The organism is Novosphingobium sp. (assembly GCF_036803765.1).
In the GTDB taxonomy this organism is placed as follows: domain Bacteria; phylum Pseudomonadota; class Alphaproteobacteria; order Sphingomonadales; family Sphingomonadaceae; genus Novosphingobium.
This window is the reverse complement of the sequence record NZ_DAIRTS010000001.1, coordinates 203,887-227,911: the sequence shown is the minus strand read 5'-3', so window position 1 is coordinate 227,911 and position 24,025 is coordinate 203,887. Positions and strand designations below refer to the sequence as shown.

Genomic DNA, 24,025 nt, shown 5'->3' with positions numbered 1-24,025 from the left:
TGGCAAATAAACCAATGCACCGCCCGCTGGATTGCGACTCGTCACGGGTTATTGCTGGCGATACGGCGCCGGCAGTCGTGTGGTCTCAGCGCTTGCCAGATGGTGAAGCGGAGGCTTCCTGTCCGCCCGGGACTCCATCGGCAACCCGCACCGCCCGGAATTCACTGCCATTGCGCCATTGCGGCCAGCCCGTGCCGTTGGCGAGATCGCGACCGATGGTCAGCGCCAGATCAACGTCTGCCGCTGCGGTTGCGAAATTCCAGCTGGCGTCCCACGCGTCGCAGGTCTGGTGGTAGCAACGCATGTAGCCGTCCAGCCATTCCTGTCCTGCCTTGCGCCCACCGTCGACCAGATCGGGCACACCGCTGATCGCCATGAACAGCAACGTCGGCACCCCGCGCCGCGCCATCGGGAAATGGTCGGCGCGATAGAACAGGCCGCGTTCGGGCAAGGTCTCGGGCGTGACCGTCCGCCCCTGCCCGGCCGCGGCGCGCGCAAGGTCGTCCTCCAGCGTGTTTTGTCCCTGGCCGACGAGCATGACGTCGCGCGACGCACCGCCGGTGGGCAGGATGTCGAGCGTGATATTCGCGACCGTCTTGGCCGGGGCGACGACAGGATGCTGGGCATAGGTCTCGGAGCCGAGCAGCCCGCGCTCCTCCGCGGTCCAGAACCCGAACAGCACGCTGCGCGACAGGGCAGGCCCCTTCTTCAACGCCCGCGCGATTTCCAGCAAGCCGGCAACGCCGAGGGCATCGTCGTTGGCGCCCGGACGGATCGTGCGCCCTTGGGCATCGGGCTTGCCTTGCCCGTAGGCATCCCAGTGCGCGCCGTACATCACCACTTCGTCGGGGCGGTCCTTGCCGTTCAGGCGAGCCAGCACATTGTGGCTGAGCACGGCTTCATGGCTTGCCGCGAGATCGGCGCTGAACGTCGCCGGCAATGCTACCGGGCGGAAATCCGGACGGCGCGCCGCAACCCGCAGTTTCGCAAGGTCCAGTCCGGCCGCACCGAACAGCCGCGTCGCGGCACCGCCTTCGAGCCAGCCCTGCAGCGCAAGGCGATAAGGCGCATCCGCCACGTCGTAATTCTCGCCGCCCGAGGCCGTCACCGTCGACCAGCCATAGCCCGCCCCTGGCGTGTCATGGACGATCAGCGCACCGATCGCGCCGCGCCGGGCCGCTTCCTCGAACTTGTAGGTCCAGCGCCCGTAGTACGTCATGCGCTTGCCGCCGAACTTGCCAGCGGCAGGCTCTCCCGCGGCGGCCTCGAAGTCGGGGTCGTTGATGAGGAACACCGCGACCTTGCCCTTGAGGTCCTGGCCTTTGAAGTCGTCCCAGCCCTGTTCGGGCGCCGAGACGCCGTAGCCGACGAAGACCAGCGGTGCCTTGGCGATCGCGATGCGGTCCGCGGCGCGCACCGTGCTGACATAGATGTCGGTTCCTTGCGCCAGCGGCATGGCGCGCCCCTTGATCGCCGCCTCCATGGTTCCGGCGCCGAGACGCGTGTGGACCAGCGGCACGGCCTGGGTCCAGGCGCCGTCGGGCCCGGCCGGCTCGAGGCCAATGGTCTTGAGCTGCGTGACCAGCCAGTCGATCGTCTTTGTCTCGCCCGGCGTCCCCGGTCCGCGCCCCTCGAACGGGTCGGAGGCCAGCACCCGCACGTCGTCGGAAAGCGCCTTGGCAGAGGTTTCGGTGCCCTGGGCCGTAGCAGACAGCGATGTGGAACACAGGGCGGCAAGCGCCAGCGAGCAGAGGGTGCGACGAATCATCATGCAAGCCTAGCGCGGAGGCGCACAATTCGCCCATGTTTTCCGCGTCCCCCCGCCCGGTCGCGAGGATCGACCCGGTCTTTCGACCACCTTATGTTACAGCTGCGAAATACGGGATCACAAACGCCCCGGCGACGTTGCGGTTGCAGCGTTCAGGAGGGGCCGGTCCCGAACGACCCCTTGGTATGCCTTTACTGACGTCCGCCCGGGCCTACCCTCGCGACCTGTCGGACACAGCTCGCCCGGGCGCACCCGGCGGCACCAGCACCGCCCCGGTCGGGGCGAATTCGAAAGGATCTGGCGCATGGCCAGCAATGATCTCGAGCGTGACAGCCCCCATCACGACAACGCCGAGGGCATCAAGCCCTACGATGGGCCGGCCGGCGGCTGGGGAGCCTTGCGCGCCGTCGCCGCCGCCGTGCGTGACCAGATGGGCGCCAGCGCCGACACGCGGGCATTGTTGCAGATGAACCAGCCAGACGGCTTCGATTGCCCCGGCTGCGCCTGGCCCGACCCCAAGCACACGTCCTCGTTCGAATTCTGCGAGAACGGCGCCAAGGCCGTCACCTGGGAAGCGACCGCCAAGCGCGTCGATCCGGCATTCTTCGCAGCGCATACCGCGTCCGAACTTTGGGGCTGGTCCGACTACGAGCTGGAAAATGCCGGACGACTGACGCACCCCTTGGCCTATGACGCCGGCAGCGACCGCTTCGTCACCATCGGTTGGGACGAGGCCTTTGCGCGCATCGGCCGCGCCATGCAGGCGATGGACAAGCCCGACCGCATGGAATTCTACACCTCGGGCCGCGCCTCCAACGAGGCGGCGTTCCTGTACCAGCTCATGGCGCGCTGCTACGGCACCAACAACTTCCCCGACTGCTCCAACATGTGCCACGAGGCGACCAGCGTCGGCCTCCCCAAGTCGATCGGCGTCGGCAAGGGCACCGTCACGCTCGAGGATTTCGATCATGCCGATGCGGTGTTCTGCGTCGGCCACAACCCGGGCACCAATCATCCGCGCATGCTCAGCACCTTGCGCGAGGTATCGAAGCGCGGCGCGCCGATCGTCGTCGTCAACCCGATGCGCGAGCGCGGACTCGAGCGGTTCCAGGACCCACAGGCCCCGCTTGAGATGGCGACGCTGCAATCGACCCAGCTCGCCTCGGCCTATCACCAGGTGCGCGTGGGCGGCGATGTCGCGGTGTTCAAGGGCATGATCAAGGCCCTGCTCGCCGCCGATGCTGCCGATCTGGCCGCCGGCGGCAAGGGCTTGCTCGACCGCGCCTTCATCGCCGAACACACCACCGGGCTCGACGACCTGACAGCAGACATCGAAGCGACGTCGTGGTCGTCGATCGAGGCCCGCTCGGGGCTGACGCAGGCCGCAATCACCGGCATGGCGGAGACCTACTGGCGCGCCGAGAATGTCATCATCTGCTACGGCATGGGGCTAACGCAGCATCGCCACGGCACCGAAAACGTGCAGCAGCTGACCAACCTGCTCCTGCTGCGCGGCAACATCGGAAAGCCCGGCGCCGGCGTGTGCCCGTTGCGTGGCCACAGCAACGTGCAGGGTGACCGCACCGTCGGCATCACCGAGGCGCCCAAGCCCGAGATGCTCGATAAGCTCGATGCCGCGTTCGGGATCAAGAGCCCGCGCGACAAGGGCCACAACGCGGTCGAGGCCGTGGCCGCGATGCGCGATGGCACCGCCAAGGGCTTCATCGGCCTCGGCGGCAATCTCGCTGTGGCGATGTCCGACCCCGAGGCGAGCTTCGCGGCATTTCGCCGGCTCGATCTCAACGTGCAGATCTGCACCAAGCTGAACCGCACCTGCCTGCTCACCGCCCGCGAAAGCATCGTCCTACCCTGTCTCGGCCGCACCGAATTGGACGAGCAGAACGGCGTGGCACAGGCCGTGACGGTCGAGGACTCGATGTCGATGGTCCATGCCTCGCATGGCCGTCTCAAGCCCGCCTCGCCCGACTTGCGCTCCGAGCCGGCGATCATCGCCGGAATCGCCAAAGCCGCCTTGCCCGGCACCACGATCGACTGGGACGCCATGGTCGCCGACTACGACCTGATCCGCGACAAGATCGCCGAAGTCTTCCCCGATTTCGCCGGCTTCAACCAGCGGGTTCGCCAGAAAGGTGGCTTTCGCCTGCGCGTCGGCGCATCGAACCGCGAGTGGGATACGCCCGACGGCAAGGCGCATTTCCTCGTCTACAAGGGCATCAACGAGGACGACAACAAGGACAACGGTCCGTTCACGCTGACCACGATCCGCAGCCACGACCAGTACAATACAACGATCTATGGCCTGAACGACCGGTATCGCGGCATCACCGGGCGCCGCGACGTGGTCTTCGCCCATGCCGACGACCTGGCCGACATGGGCCTGGCCCATGGCGACCTCGTCGATCTGGTAGCCGGACCCGGCCGCGTGCTCGCCGGGCAGACCGTGGTCGCGCACTCGATCGCCCGTGGCTCGCTGGCGGCCTACTATCCGGAGGCGAACGGGCTGATCGCGCTCGACGACTACGACGAGCGCAGCGGCACCCCGTCCTACAAGTCGATCCCCGTCACCCTGCGCGCCTCGCAGGGCTGAGGCCAAAGAAAAACCCGGTCCCTTAAGAGGGACCGGGTCATGAGTGGTGCGCCCGACGGGATTCGAACCCATGGCCCCCAGATTAGGAATCTGGTGCTCTATCCGGCTGAGCTACGGGCGCCCGCGCTCCTCTTAAGGGCGCGCGCTGGGCAAGGCAACGGTGTCCATCGACGGGGCGTCAGTTCGCCTCGCCGGGCGGCACGACCGGGATCAGCAGCGGCGCGACGGCAATGCCTTCGTCTAGGAGTTCGCGTGCTTCCTCAGGCGTTGCCTTGCCATGTATCGGTGCGACGTCCTTGTCGCCGTAATGCATCGCGCGTGCATCGTCGGCGAAGGTATCGCCCACCCAGGTCGAATGACGCAGCGCCTCGGCCTGGGCCTGGGCGACAGCCTTGAGCATGGCGACGGCCTCGGGCGGCAGCGGCGGGGTTGGCTTGGCTGCGGCTGGTGTAGACGACGGCGCGGCCGTGGTTGCAACGGATGGCGGTGCAGGTCGGGCCGCCGGCGTCAGCTGGTTGCTCTTGCGGCCGACTGCCGGCGCCATCACCGCCTTGCCAACCTCGGCGGCGCCACAGACCGGGCACGTGAGCAAGCCGCGCGCGGCCTGTGCGGCATAGTCCTCCGACGAGCCGAACCAGCCCTCGAAGCGGTGGCCGCCCGCCATGCATTGCAGATCGAAGACAATCATGAGGCCGGCGATAGAGGGACCGGGCGACGGTTGGCAAGGCTGGGCAGTTGGGCACGCACCGCCGCCGTGCGCGACGGGTCGATCGAGGCGAAGCCAAGGCCGGCGCCGCCATCGATATCGAGCAGGATTTCGCCCCAAGGGTCGACGACGAGGCTGTGGCCATACGTCTCGCGCCCGTCTTCGTGGACGCCAGCTTGCGCGGCGGAGATGACGTAGGCGCTCGCCTCGACCGCGCGGGCCCGCTGGAGCAGGTGCCAGTGCGCGGCACCGGTCGGCACGGTAAAGGCGGCCGGAATGGCGATGCAGTCGCACTTCGCCCGGCCCAATGCCTCGAACAGGGCCGGAAAGCGGATGTCGTAGCAGATTGCCAGGCCCAGTCGCCCGACCGGACAATCCACGGTGACGACAGCCTCGCCGGGGCGATAGGCGGCCGACTCGCGCCAGGTCTCGCCACTGGCCAGGTCGACATCGAACATGTGCATCTTGTCGTAGCGTGCCGCGATCGCGCCCTTGGCGTCGATCACGAAGCCGCGATTGGCCCAGCGGCCATCGCCCGTTGCGTCATCCGCCCGGACCGCAAGCGAGCCCAGGTGGATCCACAAACCATGGCGGGCGGCCGTCTCGCGTGCCGCGGCGAGTACGGGGTTGTCGTCTTCGGCAACGATGTGCACGGCCGCCCTTGCGCGGTCGCGGTCGATCAGACCGGCCATTTCCGGCGTGAACAGCATTGCTGCCCCGCTATCGGATGCCTGCGCGGCGGCATCGGTGATCGTGCGCGCATTGACCAGCGGGGTGATCCCGCTGGTCATCTGCAGGACAGCGATGCGCGTCGCAGCGGCGTCCCGGCTGCCGTCCGCCAGGGTCATGCGCGGCCGAGCAGCGCGTCGAGCTTGCCGGCGCGATCGAGCGCGTGGAGATCGTCGCAGCCGCCGATGGCTTCATCGTTGATGAGGATCTGCGGCACGGTCGCGGCGCCCGGCACGCGCTCGACCATTTCGGCCTTCTTGGGGCCGCCCATCGTCACGTCGTATTCCTCGTAGGCCACGCCCTTCTCACCAAGCAGCTGCTTGGCACGGGCGCAATAGGGGCAGCCCCACTTGGTATAGATCTCGACTTTGGGGGTTGCGGCGTCGCTCATGTCGGCTCCTTCGATCGGTGGTTCCCGGCGGCCAGGACGACCGGCGGTGCAAGGCCTTGAAATCGGCTTTCGGCGCCACACATGGGGTTTTGTGACGGGCGCCACAAGATGGGCCTGCCACCTTCAACCCGCCCCGGCGCCGGAGTTTCCCGGGCCAGGGCATGTGCAGATTGCTCAGACGAGGATATTGCCATGAACCGTTTTGATTTCACCCCGTATCGCCGCACCACCGTGGGCTTCGACCGCCTGTTCGACCTGCTCGAACGCCAGGCCCGCGCCAACGTCGGCGACAATTATCCGCCGTTCAACATCGAACGCCGTGGTGACGATTCCTATCGCATCACGCTGGCCGTTGCCGGCTTCAAGGCGGACGAGCTGGATATCACCGCGCAGCAGAACCTGCTGGTGGTCAAGGGCAGCAAGGCCGACCTTGCCGACAAGCAGTACCTGCATCTCGGCATCGCCAACCGCGGTTTCGAGCGCCGCTTCGAACTGGCGGATTTCGTCCGCGTCGAAGCCGCCGATCTCGCCGATGGCCTGCTGACCATCGACCTCGTGCGTGAAGTGCCCGAAGCGATGAAGCCCAAGAAGGTGCTGATCGGCGACCAGAAGGCGCTGTCGGTCGTGCCCTCGGGCGATGCCAGCGCTGCGGCCTGATCCAGCCAACTCGGCATGACAAAGGGGCGGAGCCGCGCGGCTTCGCCCCTTTTTTTCTGGCCCCCGCTCGGCCGGCGGGTCAATCCGTGAACGGAACGCCCGGGACCTGCTTGGCCGTGCGAATCGTCAGCGAGGTCTTGACGCTGGCCACGTTGGGGGCCGGCGTCAGCCTGCTGGTCAGGAATTCCTGGAAGGCCTGGAGATCGCGGCTGACGATCTTGAGGATGAAGTCGATCTCGCCGTTGAGCATGTGGCATTCACGCACTTCGGGCAGCGTGCGCATATGCTCTTCGAACTGGCGCAGCGATTCCTCGGCCTGGCTCTTGAGACTGACCAGCGCAAAGACCGTGATCGCGAATCCGAGCTTGGCCGGGTCAAGATCGGCATGGTAGCCGCGGATGACGCCCGCCTCCTCAAGCGCGCGTACGCGGCGCAGGCAAGGCGGCGCGGTCAGCCCGACGCGCTGCGCCAATTCCACATTGGTGACGCGCCCCTCGTCCTGAAGCTCGGACAGGAGACGCCGGTCGATTCCATCAAGTGTTGCCATGTCGTGTTCTGAAACCGCTCGACCCGCAAGAATGTGCGCCGGTTGGGGCGCTCAGGCTAATTTTGTTGTGTCATATCGCAATTGTGATGCAATGCAACGCACCTTCCGTATGGCTTTTGCGGTTGGCCACACTTTATTAGGGCCCGGGTCGCTAAGATCGCGCCAGGAACGGAAAAAGCCCCAGCATTGGCCATGCTTGCCTCGCCCCCGGCGATAGCGCATGTCTGGCGTGGCGGCCGCGCCGTGTAATCAATCCGCGTGGCGAAGGCCATACCCGGCCGCCGGCCGCTGCGCGAACAAGGACGAACCGGCCCCCAGCCCATGGCACGCGACGACGATCCCGACTTCTTCGAGATGGAAGGTCCTGCTGGCGCAGACGCCGACGGCGGGCTGGCGCACGGCGCGTCGTCTCCCTTCTCCACCATCGTCGATGACCGGCTCGATACCGTATTGCGCACCCGTGCGGCGGGGCCTGCGGGCCTTCGTGTCCAATTCCGACAGCTGGCCGACCTTATCGGACGTGGCGCGGCCGGCGGCTGGACCCGGCGGCACGACGAGGCGCTCGACCGGCTCGATTCGCTGCATGACGAGATCAGCGCCGGTGCCGCCGGGATCGAGGGCGCAGCGACGCTGCTGGCCCATACCCCGCTTCGCCATCCCCGCCTCGCTGCGCATTTCGCGAACAAGGCACCACGCGTGGCCCTGGCCGCGATTCGCGGAGCCGTGCTGCGCGAGGACGAATGGCTCGAGCTGGTCCCTCGCCTGCCGATCCAGGCGCGCGGGTTCCTGCGGCACCGGCGCGACCTCGGCGCCCGGGTGGAACGGCTGCTCGACCAGCTCGGCATCAAGGACTTCGCGCTGGAGGCACCCGCCGCGCAGGACGCCGCGTTGCCCGTTTCCGCAAGCGCGCTCGAACCCTCCACGGTTGCGAAGCCGCCGATCGAGGCTGCACCGGTAGCGCCCCAGCCGATCCCGCTGCGCATCGAACCATCGCCGCCCCCCGCCGAAGAAGGCATTGGTGCCATCGTGCGGCGGATCGAGGCGTTCCGTCGCGACCGAGAGGAGCGCCTTGCCGCTTCGCCCGTCCTCGCAGCCCCGCCGATCACGGCGACGGCCGACCCGCATCCCAGGCTGCCGTTCGCGGACGAGCCTTCTGGCCACGCGACGCCCCTGTCGATCGACATCGCGATCGACGCCGGCGGCACGGTGGTCACCGCCGATGCCGATTGGGCGCCCATGCTGGTCGGCTATCGTCCCTTCTCCGGCGCGCCCGATGCCCCGGCCCGCACCGATCATGCCAGCCAGCGGGCCTTCGCGGGGCGCTTGCCGATCATTGCAGGCAAGCTGACGCTCGATGGCCCCGCTGCGCTGGCCGGGCACTGGCAGGTCGATGCCGTGCCGCTCTTCGCCGCGGGCACTGGCGCTTTCACCGGCTATCGCGGCTGCCTGCGCCGGCCCGCAGAGGCCGCGGCGCAGGTCCCGGCAGCGCCCGCCGCCCCGGCCGATGAGGGCAGCGACCGCCTGCGCCAGACGCTGCACGAACTGCGCACGCCGATCAACGCGATCCAGGGCTTTGCCGAGATGATCCAGCAGCAGGTCTTCGGCGCAGCGCCGCATCAGTACCGCAGCCTGGCTGCCAGCATCGCGGCCGATGCGGCGCGGATGCTGGCCGGGTTCGAAGATCTCGAGCGGCTTGCGCGGCTGGAGGGCGGCCAAGGCCAGCCGCTGGCCGAGCAGGACGCGGTGACGGACCTCACCGCCATGGTCGTGCGGCTCATCGCGCAACTCGAGCCGGTGATCGGCCCGCGCGAGGTGCGCCTGCGCTGGATCGATGGCGACGGCGGCACCCAAGCCGGCCCTCCCGCGGCGAGGCTGCCCGTGGCGGTCACGGCGATCGAACTCGAACACATGATCTGGCGCATGCTCGCCGTGATCGGCAGCGCGGCCGCGCCGGGCGAGCGGCTGGCCATCGCGCTGCATCAGGGTGCCGCCGCCACGGCGCGGCTCGACCTGCCCCTTCCCGCCGCCCTCGCCGCACGCGACGATGCCGCACTGTTCGCAGCCGACAGCGCGCGCAGTGCCGCGACCGGCGGAATGCTCGGCAACGGCTTCGCCTTGCGTCTGGCCGCGGCGGAAGTGCGCGCCATGGGCGGACGGTTGCGGCGCGACGGGGCGCGGCTGCGCATCGACCTGCCGCTGGCGGGCGAGCACGGAACCGCGCATGGCACCGGGCCTGCGCCCCTCACCGGAGCGGCGGGATGAGCCGCGGACCTTTCCGGCCCCGCCCCGGCCCGCCGGTACGCTTTGCCCGCGATTTCGGGCAGCGGTTTCTCGTCACCGTCGACACCGAAGAGGAATTCGACTGGGGGCAGCCCTTCGCCCGCACCGGCTATGGGCTGTCGCACGTCCCGCATCTCGCGGCGTTCCAGTCGTTCTGCGAAAGCCATGGCGTCGCGCCGACGTACCTGATTGACCACCCGGTCGCGACCGATAGCGCGATTCGCACGGCGCTGGGCGATGCGGTGGCCGCGGGGCGCGCGGACATCGGCGTGCAGTTGCACCCGTGGGTCAGCCCTCCGCACGGCGAGACGCTCTCGGTCCACAACAGTTTTGCCGGCAACCTGCCGCCGGAACTGGAGCAGGCCAAACTCTGCGCGCTCAACCAGGCGCTTGTCGACGCCTTCGGAACCGCACCGCTGATCTATCGCGCCGGCCGCTACGGCATCGGCCATGCCTCGACCGACGCGCTCGCCCATACCGACATCGCGATCGACACCTCGGTGCGCTCGCATTTCGACTATTCGGCACAAGGCGGCCCCGATTTCACCGGACTGCCGGTCAGGCCGTGGTGGGTCGACCGGCCGGGCGGGCTGATCGAGCTGCCGCTGACGACGATGTTCACCGGCACGCTGCGCCGCTGGGGCGGGCCGCTGTTCCGCCATGCCGAGCGGATCCCGCACCTGCGCGGCGCGCTGGCGCGCATGGGGTTGCTCAACCGCGTGCCGCTGACACCGGAGGGCGTGCCCCTGCCCGAGGCGCTGCGCGCGCTCGACCACGCGATCGACGACGGCGTACCCGTGATCGTGTTTTCGTTCCACAGCCCCTCGCTGGTGCCCGGGCACACGCCCTACGTGCGCACCAACGAGGATCTCGCCGCGATGATGCAATGGTGGGAAGCGGCCTTTGCGCACTGTGCATCGCGCGGCGTGCGTCCGGTGCGCGTGCCCGAGATCATCGCCGCGGCAAGCACCTGATTGGCCAGTCTCCTGAAGAGGTAAGCGGCAATCTTGCCAAGCCGCCACGCGCGCTCTAACGGCTTGTGACGGGGGCCCGTAGCTCAGTGGTTAGAGCTGGCCGCTCATAACGGCTAGGTCGCGGGTTCAAATCCTGCCGGGCCTACCACCCCCCGTCCCCCCACCCTGCAAGACAGCCGCCTGAAAGACAGGCCTGCGGCAAGACATACCGGCGTCGGCAATGCGACAAAGCGGCGACAGCACTGCTTGATCTGACGCACCAGCATCACAATTCTGCAAAACCGGCGTCACGACGCTCCGCTACGCTTGCCCGACACGGCAAAAGGGCGCGGGCATGGGTCAGGTCATCGGTCTCGGAAAAGAACAACGCCGGCTGACGGTGCGCCTGGCGCACGATGCGGCAGACCTGCTTGCGGTCCAGAAGCTGCGCTGGCAGGTCTTCTTCGAGGAGATGGGCGCGCAGGCAGAGACTCTGCTGCGCGATCTCGACGCCGATCCCTATGATGCGCTGTGCGACCACCTGCTGGTGATCGACGAAGACCAGCCGGGCACCATGCTGGCGCAGGGTCAGGTCGTCGGCACCTATCGCTTGCTGCGCGAGAGCGTCGCGCGCGCCGCCGACGGCTTCTACAGCGCCGGCGAATTCGACCTGGCGCCGCTGATCGGCGGCGACAACCGCGTGGCCGGCGAACTGCTCGAACTCGGGCGGTCGTGCGTGCTCCCGGCCTGGCGTACCAGCGCGACGATCTCGCTGCTGTGGCGCGGGATCGCCGACTACATCGCGCGCCACCAGATCGGCCTGATGTTCGGGTGCGCCTCGTTTTCCGGCATCGACCCCGACGCGCACGCCGAGGCGCTGTCGTTCCTAGCGCACAATTTCCTCGCCGCGCCCGAGCAGCGCCCCAGCGTCCGCCCCAATGCCCGCAGCGCCGCCGCGCTGGAACGCTTGGCCCGCGGCACGTACGACGAACGCCGGGCGATGCTGTGCCTGCCGCCGCTCATCAAGGGCTACTTGCGCTGCGGCGCCCGTTTCGGCGACGGCGCCTACATCGACCATGCATTCAACACGGTCGATGTCTGCGTGGTGCTGCCGGTCGAGCAGATCTCGCAGCGCTATGCCACGCGCTTCAGCGCCGCAGCCTGACCGGCACACTTCACGCTTGCGCGCACCGCCGCACCTTCCTAAGGCGCTGCGACCAGTCGGGGAGTAGCGCAGCCTGGTAGCGCATCTGCTTTGGGAGCAGAGGGTCGCAGGTTCGAATCCTGTCTCCCCGACCATTTTCCTCACAACCTCTGCAACCCGCAAGCTCGCTCAGGCGGGCAGCGCCACCGCCGCGCGCCGCTTCGGTTCGCGGGTGGCCCAGAGGGCGACGAGGCCGAGCAGTGAGGTGGCCGCGCCGGCCAGTGCCACGGCGGGATAGCCTAGGCCTGCCGCGATCACGCCGCCGCCGAGTGCTGCGCCGAACGCATTGCCGAGGTTGAACGCGCCGATGTTGACCGCCGAGGCGAGATTCGGTGCATCGGCAGCGGCGGTCATCACGCGCACCTGCAGCGGCGGCACGAGAGCGAAGCTGGCGACGCCCCAGAGGAAGATCAGCACCGCGCTGGTCATCGCCTGGCCCATGCCGAACGCGAAGGCGACGAGGATCGCGGCGAGGCCCGCCAGCGTGATTGCCAGGGTGCGATCGACCGAGCGGTCGGCGAAGCGGCCGCCGAGCCAGTTTCCCGCGGTCAGACCCAGGCCATAGAGCACCAGCATCGCGGTGATGAAGCCTAGTGAAGCGTGCGTCGCGTCGCGCAGGATCGGGGTGATATACGTGAACACGGTGAACATCGCGCTCGATCCGATCACCGTCAGCGCCAGCGCGCCCAGTACCGGCCGGCGGGTCAGCACCCGCAGCTCGGCCATGACGTTGCCGCCCGTCGGCGCGGGCAATGCCGGCAGCGTCGCGCGCAGGGCCGTCATGGTCAGCATGCCGAGCCCGGCGATACCCCAGAACGAGGCGCGCCACCCGAGGTGCTCGCCTGCCCACGTGGCCAGCGGAACGCCCACCACGTTGGCGATGGTCAGGCCCATGAACATCGACGCTACCGCGCTGGCACGCCGTTCGGGCGCGACCAGTCCCGCCGCGACCACCGAGCCGACGCCGAAGAATGCGCCATGGTTGAAGGAGGTAACCAGCCGCGCGACGAGCAGCATGGCATAGCTGTCGGAAATCGCCGCGAGCAGGTTGCCCACGGTGAAGATGCCCGCGAGCGCAATGAGCAGCGTGCGCCGCGGCACCCGGCCCGTGGTCAGCGTCATCAGCGGTGCGCCCGCGACGACACCCAGCGCGTAGGCGCTGATCAGCAGGCCGGCGGCAGGGATCGACACTTGCAGGTCGCGCGCGATCACGGGCAGCAGGCCCATCGGCGCGAACTCGGTGACGCCGATGCCGAAGGCGCCGACCGCCAGGGCGAGCAGCCCGAGCTGGTTCTTCATCATGGCGTGACCTCCCGGCTCATCACCGGGCGCGAGGGAGGCAGGGCGATCTTCGCCGATCGTGGCGCAATGGGCATGCTTCAATCCTTGTCTATCTGCTTGCGGCGTAGATGGACTGTGACGCCCCCGCGGTGTAGCAGGTCTCGACGCCAAGGATTTTTGCAATGGACGCAAAGCTTGCCGGTGGAACCGACCGGGCTCATGCCATGTCGCTGTTCGTCGCGGTGGTCGATCAGGGCAGTTTTTCGGCCGCCGGCCGACGGCTGGGAATGAGCCCCTCGGCCGTGGCGCGCGCGGTCGACCGGATCGAGGCGCGGCTCGGCGTCAGGTTGCTGCTGCGCTCGACCCGCGCCCTGTCGCTGACCGCAGAAGGGCTGTCATACCTTCAGGCGGCGCGGCGCATCCTGGCCGACCTCGACGAGGCGGAGCAACGCATCGCCGACCAGGGCAGTCCGCGCGGGCGGCTGCGCATCAGCGCGGCCTTCGCGCATGGGCGCCTCAGCGTCGTGCCCTTGCTCGGGCAGTTCGCCGCGCTCTACCCCGACATTCTCATCGACGTTTCGCTGACGGATACGCTGATCGACATCGCCGGCGGCCAGGCCGACGTTGCGGTGCGCTTCGGCCCCCTGCCCGACAGCACGCTGACCGCGCGCAAGGTCGGCGAGACGCGGCGCGTGATCGTCGCCTCGCCCGAGTACCTGGCGCGGCACGGCACGCCATCGGCTCCCGAAGACCTCTTCGCGCACAACTGCCTCAATTTCAGCTTCCGCCGCGCCGAGCCGGTCTGGCCGTTCCGCCGCGATGACGCAGAATTTGACCTCTCCGTGCGTGGCAACATCGAGGCCAACAACGGCGAGACCCTCGGCCAGCTGGCCCGCGCCGGGGTCGGCATCGCGCGCGTCGGGACCTTCGGCGTTGCCGAGGATATTGCGTCGGGCGCGCTGGTGCCGCTGCTCGAGGCATTCAATCCCGGCGATATCGAGCAGATCCATGCCGTGTTCGTCGGCGGTGCCAACACCCCGGCGCGCGTGCGTGTCTTCGTGGACTTCCTCGCCACCCATCTTCGCTGAAGCGGGCGGCGCGGCGCGTTCAGCGCATCAGCCGTGCGCGCCGAAGTGGTTGGCGATGGCGACCGTGACGCGCAGCATCAGGGCGTGCGAACGCTCGATCGGATCGATGAAGCGCGCGCGGATCGCACCATAGTCCTCGCCGGCATGATCGGGGAAATCGCTCGGCTCGTCGACGCTGAAGTCCGCCAGATGCGGGGTCGCCACCGGATAAGCGCGGCGCAGCTGTGCCAATGCATCGTCGACCCGCAGCGACAGGACCATTTCCAGCACGTCGTCGCGGCTGACGTCGTTCGAGCGCGAGAACGGCGGCACTTGCACGGCGCGCAGGAACATGTGCATCAGCAACGCGAGGCGAACCGCCTGCAGCAGACCGATGCTGCGCCGCTCCGCATCCAGCACCGGGTCGCGGCCGGACGGCGCCCCGGGTACGAGCGCGAGCAGGCGGTGCAGCTTCATCCAGTCGACGCGCAGGCGCGAGACCAGCCGACGGAACACGCCGGCGCGATCGTCCGTGGTCAGATACTCCGCCAGCGCCATGCATGCGCCTTCGAGCGCAGTTTCGGTGCCGCGATAGGGCCGGCTGGCCCAATAGGCGGAATTGAACAGCTCGCCATAAGCACCGACCGTCTTGATCGAGGCAAGGCCGTTGGCCGCGCGCAGCAGACGCACCAGCTGCATCCCGCGTTCCGACTGGCCGAGCAGTTCGGCGATCGCCTCGATCTCGTCGCCTGCGGCGGTCCCTGCCCCGGCGATGACGTTCACCGGATAGCCGATCTGCTGCAGGATAGCGTTGTGCGGGATCGCGCGGATCTGGCGCAGGCTCATCGTCCGGTCGGCCGAAATGTCGGACTGGCGGCGCGACACGCGGCTGCCCGTCGCCGTCAGCATGCCGAGACCGAACGCCGTCACCGCACGGGCATAGGTCGCGCTCTTGAGGTGGTCGCGCTGCACCCGGCGGATCGCACGATAGAAATCGAGGCTGAGGTCGGTCCGGTCGTAGAACGGATCGCGCGGCACCGGCGCCGCGAACGACAACTCCGCCTCGACGATGCGCGACAGCGTGGCGAGCGCCAGTTCGTCGTTGCGGAAGAAGAGGTAGCCGTCACCACCCTGGAAGCTGGCCTCGGGCTCGAGCGCGATGCCGGCCTTCATGAAGCGGCGCCGCGCCCAGCCGCTGAGCGGCCAGGTCAGGCGGTCGGCAAAGCCGGAAGGATGCGCGCCGCGGCCCATCGACTCGCCGTGCGTGTCGAACACCAGGGCCGCCACGTCGGTCAGGCCATGGGCTGCCATCGCCTCGGCCAGGCGCCCCTGCAGGCGCTCGATCGCCAGGGCTGCGGGCAACTGGCCAATGAAGCGCCCGGCGTCGGAAAAGCCCGTCTGGATCGAGACCCGTCCGCGCTGGCGGGCGTAATCGCGATAGGCCTCCTCGGCGAGCAGTGCCTCGAGGAAGCGGCCGCCATGCTCGAGCGCGGTTTCGGTCTCGAACAGCGGGGATACATCGACCTTGTCGTCGATCCCGAACAGCTTGGCGAAATAGAGCGCGGCCAGCACCGTCTGCGGCTGCTCGCACTCGGCGATCAGCATGCGGATCGGCGCGTCGCCGTCGATGTGGTGGATGATCTGCGCCATCGCCAGGAACTGGCGGATCGCGGTCGAGGTCTCGATCGCCAGCGCGGCAAAGTTGACCCGTAGCGGCTTCACTTCGGCCAGCAGTTCGCGCAGCCGCGACAGCGCACTCTTGCTGGCGATGTCCAGCGTGCCATCGGGGTCGACGCGGCGGCGCAGCGCATTGTGCAGCTGCGACGTGTTCACCCGGAAATGGATCCAGCCCATGCCAAGGCCATCGGCGCGCATCGCACCGGCGAGCGTTGCCAGGCCGATCGCGACATCGCCATCGGCGGCGCTGGCGGCATCCGCCTCGAGCGTGGCGATCAGCGGCTTCAATGACAGCAGCTTGTCCGGGTGATCGGCGGTGAGGCTGTTGGCGGCGGCGGCGAGTGCCTCGGGCGTATCGAGTGGCACCGAGAAGGCCTCGGCCATCTGCGAGGCATGGGTTTCCGCACCATCAAGCGTCGTCAGCAAGGCGTGATCGGGGACCAGGCTGCGCAACCCTGCGGCATAGCTTGCCAGACGGCGCGCCTTCTCGCGCAGGCGGAACGCGATCGAGGTGTGCCAGCCGATGTCGGTGCGGCCGTCCATGTCGTAGCCGACCCAGGTCGCGAAGCGGAACGGCAGCGGGCGGAAGTCGAGCCAGCGGGTCGGCCAGCGCTCGCGCGCGTGGGCCAGCAGCGTCGCGTTGATCCGGTCGCGTGCGGCGCCGGCGCGCTCGATCGCGTTGCACACCTCGACGTGCTCGAACTCGAGCGTGATCTTGCGATGCTCGGCCGGCAGCGCGCAGACCGTCGCCGCCATCGGGTCGTCGGCGAGCGCGGCGGAGGCCACGGCATCGGCCTGCGCCGGGTTGAGCAGGAAGGTCGGGTGCGCGGTGAACACCGCATGGAGCAGCGGCTTTTCCCAGCGCGCGCGGAACTGGCCGAAACCGTCTTCCTCGTTGAGCAGGGCGGCGATGCGCGACAGGTTCGCCTCGGCCACGGTCGGCGCGACGAGACGGCGAAGGCGCACCGCCCGGCTCTGCAACGCCTCGCATTCCAGTTCCGCGACGAGTGCGGCCATATCGTCGAGCGAGAGCGTGCCCGCTTCCAGCTCGCGCGACAGGTCGTGGCTGAGCTGGAACACCGGATTGAACAGCGGGGTCTCGGTGGTGCGCTGGTGCAGCGCCTGGAGGCGCTCGCGCAGCTGTGCAACGGTCTTCATCACCCTGTTCCCCTTGCTTGTCCGTGTCGCCCGGACGGTCTTGCTGCGCTGCACCATGCCCGATGCGTCAGGTGTTGGAAAGGGCCGAGGCCTCGCGCGCCAGGCGCTCGATCTCCGCCTCGTCGGGCGTACCCTTGGGAACGACCCAGCTGCCACCGACGCATAGCACCGGATCGGCGGCGAGCCACTCGGGCGCCGACGCCAGATTAATGCCGCCGGTCGGGCAGAACTTCACCTGATGGAACGGCGCTGCCAGCGCCTTCAGCGCGGGTAGCCCGCCCGAGGTCGAGGCAGGGAAGAACTTGAAGTGAGTCAGCCCCAGGTCCAGCCCGCGCATGATGTCGCCGGCGGTGGCGGTGCCGGGCAGGAACGGAATGCCGGACTCCACAGCCGCCTGGCCGAGACGCTCGGTCAGGCCGGGCGAGACGATGAATTCCGAGCCGGCGTCGATCGCGGCCTTGAGTTCGTCGGGGTTGGTCACGGTCCCGGCGCCGACGATCGCGCCCTCGACGGACTTCATCGCGGCGATCGCTTCGAGCGCGGCAGGCGTGCGTAGCGTCACTTCGAGAACGCGCAGGCCCCCGGCGACGAGCGCGCGGGCGATCGGCAGCGCATGGGCCACATCCTCGATCACCAGCACCGGAATGACGGGCGCGGTGCGCATGATGATCTCGATCGGCTTCATGGTGTCTCTCCGGCGGTTGAATGCGCAATGACTAGCGAGTTGCCGATGCCAGTGCATCTGCCAACGGGCAAGACGCATAGCTATTTCCTCGCTCTTTCGGCGCCATGCCGCGTTTCGCGGCCGTTCCGTCGCCGCGCTGGCGGGCATTGCCATTGGTTGCGCTCGCCGGTATCCCGACGATCGCCGGGGCAAAGCAACCTCCCGGTCGGGTTCATGGCCCAAGCTCCTTAAGGCCGACCCCTTGGAGCCAAGCGTTGCCTTGATCCTCCGCTCCTGCGGATATTGAGGCGTGCCTTGTGACCACACCAAGCGATCACCCGACCTTTGCTGAACTGGTCCGCGTCTCGGCCCGCATCGGCTGCCTCAGTTTTGGCGGACCGGTCGGCCAGATCGCACTGATGCACCGCGAACTCGTCGAGGAACGCGGCTGGATCAGCGAAGACCAGTTCCTCCATGCGCTCAATTTCTGCCACCTCTTGCCCGGGCCCGAGGCGCAGCAACTGGCCATCTGGATCGGATGGAAGCTGCACGGCACCCGCGGAGGCCTCGCCGCCGGGCTGCTTTTCGTCATCCCGGGGGCATTGCTGATCCTCGCGCTCTCGGTGCTTTACGGCGCCGCCGCGCATCTTGCGTGGTTTGCCGCGGTGTTCCTGGGCATCAAGTCGGCGGTTCTGGCCATCGTCGTCCAGGCGCTGCGCCGTGTCGCCGGGCGGGCGCTCGATACGCGGTTCAAGCAGGCCATCGCGATAATCGCCTTCGCCGGGCTCTTCGTGTTCGGCCTGCCCTTTCCGGTCATCGTCCTTGGCGCAGGATTGCTGGGCAGCGCGGTCGCGGCACGGCGGCCGGGTTGGCTGGCGCTCAAGCCCGCACCTGCCGCCCCACCCCCGGGCCCACGTCCATGGCGGCAGAGCCTGGGGGCGGTTGCGATCGGCGCTTGCCTGTGGATGGCCCCGCTCGCCTTCGTTGCGGCAACGCTCGGCACGCATCATGTGCTGTGGACGATCGCCACGTTCTTTTCCAAGCTGGCGGTGGTCAGCTTCGGGGGCGCCTACGCCGTTCTTGCCTACATGGCGCAGCAGGCGGTCCAGGGCCACGGCTGGCTGAGCGCGGGCGAGATGGCCGATGGCCTCGGCCTTGCCGAGACGACGCCCGGACCACTCATCATGGTCACGCAGTTCGTCGGCTACCTCGCCGCCGCGCGAAGCCCTGCCCCCTTCTCGCCGCTCGTCGCCGGCGTGGCCGGTGCATTGCTGACGACATGGGTCACCTTTGCGCCGTGCTTCCTGTGGATCTTCGCGCTGTCCCCCTGGATCGAGCGACTCGAACACGCGCGGCGCCTCAAGGGCGGCCTCGCCACGCTCACTGCCGCGATCGTCGGCGTGATCGCCAACCTCACGCTGTGGTTCGCGCTCCACGTCCTGTTCACGCGCGTGTCGTCGGTCTCGGTCGGGCCGCTGCACCTCACCCTGCCCGACTGGGCCAGCTTCGACTGGCGCGCCGCCGCCCTCGCGACCTTGGCGGGCGTGCTGATCTTCGGCGCGCGATGGAGCGTGTTGCGCACGCTTTGCGTGACAGCGATGGCCGGCTTGATGCTGGGCTGGGCGGTGTGAGTTTGCGGCGAAGGGGATCCCGCCATCCTAGCGACACCGCCGGATCCTCCCTGTGCCGAAGGCACGGGGAGGGGGACCGCCGCGAAGCGGTGGTGGAGGGGCGTGAGGTTGCTTGAGAATAATGGCCCCTCCGTCAGCGCGCTTCGCGCGCTGCCACCTCCCCGTGCTTGCAGCACAGGGAGGATCTGTCATGCCTCGACCCTAGACCGCCGAGCTGAACTGGTGCCCACCGTTGCGCCAGCGATCGAACAGCGCCGCGATCGATCGGTGATAGGGCTGGCTGTGCGGCGCGAGCGTGAGGCGGGTGCCCTCGATCCGGGCAAGGCCCCGCTCGACGAACGGGAGCAATCCCTCGCCCGCGTCTTCCAGCAGATCGGGTGGCAGATCGACCGTCTCCCGGCACAGCAGCGTTTCGATCAGCGCGGCGCGGCGGCGGTCCTCGGGGCTTTGCACCACGCCGCGCGTGCCGGGCAATGTGCCGGCTTCGACGAGGGTGCGATAGCGCCCGGCGTTCTTGTCGTTCTGCACCAGCAGGCCGGGGAACTGGCTGACCGAGGATGCGCCCAGCCCGATCAGTGCGGGGGCGGTGTCGTCGGTAAAGCCCTGGAAATTGCGCCGCAGGGTGCCCGCGGCGCGGGCCGTGGCCATGTCGTCATGCGGCAAGGCGAAGTGGTCGAAGCCGATCGTCGCATAGCCGGCGGACTTGAGGCGCTCAGCCCCTTGCGCGGCCATGGCGAAGCGGGTGCGCTGGCCGGGCAGGCTGGCGGCGTCAATGCGTCGCTGGCGCGGGATCACGCCCGGCACGTGGGCATAGCCGAACAGCGCCACGCGATCGGGCTGCATGGCAACGGCGGTCTCCAGCGTCTGCGCCAGCACAGCCTCGTCCTGATGCGGCAAGCCATACATCAGGTCGAAGTTGACGGAATCCACCCCGGCCTTGCGCAGTCCATCCAGGGCGCGGGCGATGTCGGCCTCGGGCTGGACGCGGCCGATCGCGGCCTGCACGCGCGGATCGAAGGTCTGCACGCCCAGGCTGGCCTTGATCACGCCGATGCCGCGGATCGCGGTGAACCACGCCGGCGCCAGGCTGCGCGGATCGAGTTCGAGCGATAGCACAGGCCGCGCCAGCCGAAAATTGAGCGTCAGCGCGTCGATCAGACGGACGAAGTCGGTCGGGGCGATGGCATTGGGGCTACCGCCGCCAAAGGCAATGCGAGTGACGCGCGCGCTGGAGCCGATATGGCGAGCGACCATTTCGATCTCGCGGGTCAGCGCGCCGAGATAGGCCGCCAGGCGCTGGCTGCGGTTGGCCGCGCCGGTGTTGCAGCCACAATACCAGCAGATCTGCTCGCAAAACGGGATGTGCAGATAGAGCGAGACCGGCCCCGACAGCGCAGCCAGCGCCGCGGCTTGTGCCTCGGCAAAGGGGGCGTCGACAAATTCGGCAGCGGTGGGATAGCTGGTATAGCGCGGCACCGGGCGTGCCAGCAGCTCTGGATACCAAGTCCAGGCGCCGAACCGTTCGCCTTCGACCGGCCGAGGCAGGCTGCGACCGGAAGCCTTGCCAAGCCCTGCCGTCGTCCTGCCGATGCGATCCGCGATCGCGGCCGCGTCACCTGCCATCGTCATTGTTCTCTCCGCCGTCGCTCCCGTCATCGCAGCAGCTACCAGCGCCGGCACGCTTGCGCATTGCGCTATGGCAAATTGCACAACACGGCGCCGGGCTTTCGCCACCCGGTTTGCGCGGTCCGCTCCGGCCATCCCGGGGTGGCGCGATCGGCAGCAGCAGGACATGGCCCGCCTCGCCGCAGATCGGAACGGCCATGGCGCGCGGGCCACTCGCCAGCGCGGGCGCGGGTACCACAAAGCGCACCAGTGCCAGGCCAGCGAGCGCCGACACCATGCGCAGGCGTTGCTGGCGGGTCATGGCGCCGCATCCTCGCCCTCGTCGATCAGGATGCGCGCGGCCGCGCCGTCGAGATCGACGAACTGCCCCTGCCGCAGGGCCCAGAAGAATGCGGCAAGGCCGATCAGTCCCATGCCCAATGCAATCGGAATGAGTACCGCGATCGAGGTCATGCCCGCTCTCCATCGGTGAAAGACAACCTGAGCGAATTGGCCACGACCACCAGCGAAGACGTGGACATCGCCACCGCCGCGATCAGCGGGGTCACCAGACCGGCCATCGCCAGCGGCACGGCGAGGAGGTTGTAGCCGATCGCCAGCGTGAAGTTCTGGCGCACCACGCGCATCGTCCGCCGAGCCATGGCGACGCTTTGCGGCAGGGCCCGCAGCGACGCGCCGGTGAACACCACGTCCGCCGCCTGTCGCCCGACATCGCTGGCCGAGCCGGGCGCGATCGAGGCGTGCGCGGCGGCCAGCGCCGGGCCGTCGTTCAACCCGTCGCCCACCATCAGCACGCGGTGCCCGGCCGCGGACAGGCGCTCGATCGCCTCGTGCTTGTCCTGCGGCGAGGCATTGGCCTGCGCCGTCAAGCCGGTCTGGTGCGCCACCGTGGCCACCGCCGCGACTCCATCGCCCGACAGGATCGAGGCCGGGATGCCCTGGCGCGCCAGTTCCGCCAGGGCATCGGTGCAATCGGGCCGCAGCGCATCGGCAAAGCCGATCAGGCGCACCGGCGCGGTTCCGATCGCGAGCGCCGCGGCCATCCCGCCGGAGGCTGCGGCAGGGCGGCCGAGCGAGACGGGAACATCGTGCCATTGCGCGGTCATTCCCCGACCGGGCGTCTCGTGCACGTCGCTCAGTTCGGCAGCGCGCACGCCACGCGCGCCCAAGGCCTCGGCCAGACCGAGAGACAGCGGATGACGGCTGTGGCTCGCCAGCGCAAGCCCGACCGCCGCCTCGTCGGCGCGGAGGGCAGCAAGCGTCGCGGCGTCGGGAACGGGGCGCCCTTCGGTCAGCGTGCCGGTCTTGTCGATCAACATGCGGTCGACCTCGGCCAGCCGCTCGAGCGCCGACCCGTCCTTGACGAGGATGCCCCGCTTCATGAGCGCGCCCGCAGCGACCACCTGCGCCACTGGCACCGCGAGCCCGAGCGCGCAGGGGCAGGTGATGATCAGCACGGCGATGGCGATGACCAGCGCCTTGTAGATGCCGGCTCCGGCCAGCATCCAGCCGGCGAAGGTCAGTGCGGCAAGGCTGTGCACCGCCGGGGCATAGAGCCGCGAGGCGCGATCCGCGATCCGCACGTAGCGCGAGCGCGATTGGCCTGCGGCCTCCATCAGCCGGGCGATGTCGGCCAATGCGGTGTCTTCACCGGTCGCCAGGACGCGCACGTCGATCGGCGCGTCGGTGTTGAGCGTCCCCGCCAGGACGCGGTCCCCGTCCGCTGCCGGAACCGCCGCGCTCTCTCCGGTCAGCAGCGAACGGTCGAGACGGCTGCTGCCGCGCAGCACCACGCCGTCCGCGGCCAGCCGCTCGCCGGCCGCCACGCGCATGACCATGCCGGGCGCCAGGTCCGTCGCGGCATACCAGGCGGTCGCGCCGTCGTCGGCCACCACCATCGCGCCCGGCGCCGCCTGCCGCAGCAGGGCATCGACCCCGGCACGGGCGCGGTCCCGCATCATGGCATCGAGCGCGCGGCCGGCCAGCAGGAACAGAAGCAGCATCAGCGTGCCGTCGAACCAGGCCTCCGCCCCGTGCGTGACCGTCTCGTAGAACGAAAGCCCGGTGGCGAGCGTCACGCCGATGCTGATCGGCACGTCCATGTTGGTGCGGCCGTGGCGCAGCGCGCTCCACGCCGAGGCGAAGAACGGCCGTCCGGCATAGGCGGTGGCCGGCACCCCGATCAGCGCTGAAAGCCAGTGGAACAGATCGCGCGTTGCGCCGTCCGCCCCCGACCAGACGCTGACCGACAGCAGCATGACGTTCATGCAGGCGAACGCCGCAACCGCCAGCGGAGCGAGCAGCGGACGCACCGCCGAAACCGGCTCGACCAGAACGCTCGCGCGCGGCTGCGCGGCAAAGCCCGCGCGGGCCAGCGCCGCAACGAGATCGGGCACGGTCACCGCATCGGTGTGGTCGACGCCGACGCTGCGCGCGGTGAGGTTGGCGCGGGCCTGCGCAACGCCCGGCAGGGCCGCCAGCCCGCGCTCGACCTTGCCCATGCAACCGGCGCAGTGCATCGCGGGAACGGCCAGCGCCGTGTGCACCAGCCGGGCGTCTTGGGGTTGCGCCACAGGGTCGGCGTCGCGCCGCGCAGCGCGGGTCATCCGACCTCTCCGACCGAACGCCAGGTCTGGCCACCGCGGCGCGCGACGAGCTTGATGCGCCAGCGCCCCTCGGGCAGTGCCGCACCATAATGGCCGGCCCCATGCGCCGGCAGGGTTAGCGCCACGTCGCCACGCAGGCCCAGCGGATGCTCCGCCGTCGCGGTTACGGTGGCATCGCCGATCGGATGGCCTGCGGCATCGGTCAGCACGACGGACAGCGCACCATCGGCCTGGCGCGCGATTCCCGCATGCCAGCCGAGCGCGCGTTCCTGGCGGGCCTCGTCGAGCCAGCCGTTGAACTTCTGGCTGGCGACATAGGAGTTTTCGACGACCACGCCGCCGAAGGTCGACGTCGCCAGCCGCGCCATCATGACGTTGACGGTAATCACCACGCCGAAGAACGTGACGAGGATCGCGGCCATGTGCCGGCCGGTGAACGGGCGGGCGCTACGGATGCCGGTCATCGCGGGGG

At 68.9% G+C, this 24,025-nt stretch carries 20 protein-coding genes and 3 tRNA genes; 9 read left to right on the top strand and 14 right to left on the bottom strand.

Annotated features, from left to right (window positions below; translation table 11 throughout):
• Positions 1–85: 85 nt before the first annotated feature.
• Positions 86–1,768 (bottom strand): M28 family peptidase, encoded by a 1,683-nt coding sequence (locus tag V7Q48_RS01000; RefSeq protein WP_333835715.1) that lies wholly within the window; start codon positions 1,766–1,768, stop codon positions 86–88.
• A 304-nt stretch (positions 1,769–2,072) separates the two neighbouring features.
• Here V7Q48_RS01000 and V7Q48_RS00995 point away from each other — a divergent pair, with 304 nt between their 5' ends.
• Positions 2,073–4,376, top strand: a complete 2,304-nt coding sequence (locus tag V7Q48_RS00995; protein ID WP_333835714.1) for an FdhF/YdeP family oxidoreductase — start codon at positions 2,073–2,075, stop codon at positions 4,374–4,376.
• 44 nt (positions 4,377–4,420) lie between these two features.
• On the opposite strand, the gene V7Q48_RS00990 is transcribed toward V7Q48_RS00995, so the two are convergent.
• From V7Q48_RS00990 to grxC, 4 genes are all read right to left on the bottom strand, one after another.
• Positions 4,421–4,497: transfer RNA gene (locus V7Q48_RS00990), tRNA-Arg, on the bottom strand.
• Between the two features lie 57 nt (positions 4,498–4,554).
• Complete coding sequence (locus V7Q48_RS00985; RefSeq protein WP_333835713.1) at positions 4,555–5,064, bottom strand: DUF1178 family protein; 510 nt, start codon at positions 5,062–5,064, stop codon at positions 4,555–4,557.
• On the bottom strand, positions 5,061–5,930 hold the full coding sequence (locus tag V7Q48_RS00980) for a carbon-nitrogen hydrolase family protein (protein ID WP_333835712.1): 870 nt from the start codon (positions 5,928–5,930) through the stop codon (positions 5,061–5,063). Before V7Q48_RS00980 ends, V7Q48_RS00985 begins: the two co-directional genes overlap by 4 nt.
• Positions 5,927–6,202, bottom strand: a complete 276-nt coding sequence (gene grxC / locus V7Q48_RS00975) for a glutaredoxin 3 (RefSeq protein WP_333835711.1) — start codon at positions 6,200–6,202, stop codon at positions 5,927–5,929. Before grxC ends, V7Q48_RS00980 begins: the two co-directional genes overlap by 4 nt.
• Positions 6,203–6,394: 192 nt before the next feature.
• On the opposite strand from grxC, the gene V7Q48_RS00970 reads away from it, so the two are divergent.
• On the top strand, positions 6,395–6,859 hold the full coding sequence (locus V7Q48_RS00970) for an Hsp20 family protein (protein ID WP_333835710.1): 465 nt from the start codon (positions 6,395–6,397) through the stop codon (positions 6,857–6,859).
• 79 nt (positions 6,860–6,938) lie between these two features.
• On the opposite strand, the gene V7Q48_RS00965 is transcribed toward V7Q48_RS00970, so the two are convergent.
• On the bottom strand, positions 6,939–7,406 hold the full coding sequence (locus V7Q48_RS00965) for an Lrp/AsnC family transcriptional regulator (RefSeq protein ID WP_333835709.1): 468 nt from the start codon (positions 7,404–7,406) through the stop codon (positions 6,939–6,941).
• A 321-nt stretch (positions 7,407–7,727) separates the two neighbouring features.
• Between V7Q48_RS00965 and V7Q48_RS00960 the strand changes: the two genes are divergently transcribed.
• The 5 genes from V7Q48_RS00960 (at position 7,728) to V7Q48_RS00940 (ending at position 11,938) form a co-directional block, all read left to right on the top strand.
• Positions 7,728–9,668 carry a histidine kinase dimerization/phospho-acceptor domain-containing protein gene (locus tag V7Q48_RS00960; RefSeq protein ID WP_333835708.1) on the top strand — a complete coding sequence of 647 codons (1,941 nt, stop codon included), beginning with the start codon at positions 7,728–7,730 and terminating at the stop codon, positions 9,666–9,668.
• Positions 9,665–10,660 (top strand): polysaccharide deacetylase family protein, encoded by a 996-nt coding sequence (locus tag V7Q48_RS00955; protein WP_333835707.1) that lies wholly within the window; start codon positions 9,665–9,667, stop codon positions 10,658–10,660. The genes V7Q48_RS00960 and V7Q48_RS00955 overlap by 4 nt, the downstream gene beginning before the upstream one ends.
• 72 nt (positions 10,661–10,732) lie before the next feature.
• Positions 10,733–10,808, top strand: a tRNA-Ile gene (locus V7Q48_RS00950).
• A 186-nt stretch (positions 10,809–10,994) separates the two neighbouring features.
• Positions 10,995–11,804 carry a GNAT family N-acetyltransferase gene (locus V7Q48_RS00945; protein ID WP_333835706.1) on the top strand — a complete coding sequence of 270 codons (810 nt, stop codon included), beginning with the start codon at positions 10,995–10,997 and terminating at the stop codon, positions 11,802–11,804.
• A gap of 57 nt (positions 11,805–11,861) precedes the next feature.
• Positions 11,862–11,938: transfer RNA gene (locus V7Q48_RS00940), tRNA-Pro, on the top strand.
• Positions 11,939–11,972: 34 nt separating this feature from the next.
• Here the strand turns inward: V7Q48_RS00940 and V7Q48_RS00935 are convergent.
• Complete coding sequence (locus V7Q48_RS00935) at positions 11,973–13,142, bottom strand: MFS transporter (protein ID WP_333835753.1); 1,170 nt, start codon at positions 13,140–13,142, stop codon at positions 11,973–11,975.
• A 164-nt stretch (positions 13,143–13,306) separates the two neighbouring features.
• On the opposite strand from V7Q48_RS00935, the gene V7Q48_RS00930 reads away from it, so the two are divergent.
• Complete coding sequence (locus V7Q48_RS00930; RefSeq protein ID WP_333835705.1) at positions 13,307–14,212, top strand: LysR family transcriptional regulator; 906 nt, start codon at positions 13,307–13,309, stop codon at positions 14,210–14,212.
• A gap of 27 nt (positions 14,213–14,239) precedes the next feature.
• Here the strand turns inward: V7Q48_RS00930 and V7Q48_RS00925 are convergent, their stop codons facing one another.
• Together V7Q48_RS00925 and eda are read right to left on the bottom strand one after the other, a co-directional pair.
• A complete protein-coding gene (locus V7Q48_RS00925) occupies positions 14,240–17,026 on the bottom strand; it encodes a phosphoenolpyruvate carboxylase (protein WP_333835704.1) in 2,787 nt (928 codons plus the stop codon).
• A gap of 67 nt (positions 17,027–17,093) precedes the next feature.
• Complete coding sequence (eda, locus tag V7Q48_RS00920; protein WP_333835703.1) at positions 17,094–17,711, bottom strand: bifunctional 4-hydroxy-2-oxoglutarate aldolase/2-dehydro-3-deoxy-phosphogluconate aldolase; 618 nt, start codon at positions 17,709–17,711, stop codon at positions 17,094–17,096.
• A 296-nt stretch (positions 17,712–18,007) separates the two neighbouring features.
• On the opposite strand from eda, the gene chrA reads away from it, so the two are divergent.
• A complete protein-coding gene (gene chrA, locus V7Q48_RS00915) occupies positions 18,008–19,321 on the top strand; it encodes a chromate efflux transporter (protein ID WP_333835702.1) in 1,314 nt (437 codons plus the stop codon).
• A gap of 201 nt (positions 19,322–19,522) precedes the next feature.
• Here the strand turns inward: chrA and hemN are convergent, their stop codons facing one another.
• From hemN to V7Q48_RS00890, 5 genes are read right to left on the bottom strand one after another with little or no spacing between them, the layout of a single operon-like run.
• Positions 19,523–20,950 carry an oxygen-independent coproporphyrinogen III oxidase gene (hemN, locus tag V7Q48_RS00910; protein ID WP_333835701.1) on the bottom strand — a complete coding sequence of 476 codons (1,428 nt, stop codon included), beginning with the start codon at positions 20,948–20,950 and terminating at the stop codon, positions 19,523–19,525.
• The gene (locus tag V7Q48_RS00905; RefSeq protein ID WP_333835700.1) at positions 20,934–21,248 is read right to left on the bottom strand and encodes a hypothetical protein; all 315 of its coding nucleotides are present in this window, start codon (positions 21,246–21,248) and stop codon (positions 20,934–20,936) included. The genes hemN and V7Q48_RS00905 overlap by 17 nt, the downstream gene beginning before the upstream one ends.
• The gene (ccoS, locus tag V7Q48_RS00900; RefSeq protein ID WP_333835699.1) at positions 21,245–21,400 is read right to left on the bottom strand and encodes a cbb3-type cytochrome oxidase assembly protein CcoS; all 156 of its coding nucleotides are present in this window, start codon (positions 21,398–21,400) and stop codon (positions 21,245–21,247) included. The genes V7Q48_RS00905 and ccoS overlap by 4 nt, the downstream gene beginning before the upstream one ends.
• Positions 21,397–23,553 (bottom strand): heavy metal translocating P-type ATPase, encoded by a 2,157-nt coding sequence (locus V7Q48_RS00895; protein WP_333835698.1) that lies wholly within the window; start codon positions 23,551–23,553, stop codon positions 21,397–21,399. The genes ccoS and V7Q48_RS00895 overlap by 4 nt, the downstream gene beginning before the upstream one ends.
• Positions 23,550–24,017 carry a FixH family protein gene (locus V7Q48_RS00890; RefSeq protein WP_333835697.1) on the bottom strand — a complete coding sequence of 156 codons (468 nt, stop codon included), beginning with the start codon at positions 24,015–24,017 and terminating at the stop codon, positions 23,550–23,552. The genes V7Q48_RS00895 and V7Q48_RS00890 overlap by 4 nt, the downstream gene beginning before the upstream one ends.
• Positions 24,018–24,025: the final 8 nt, after the last annotated feature.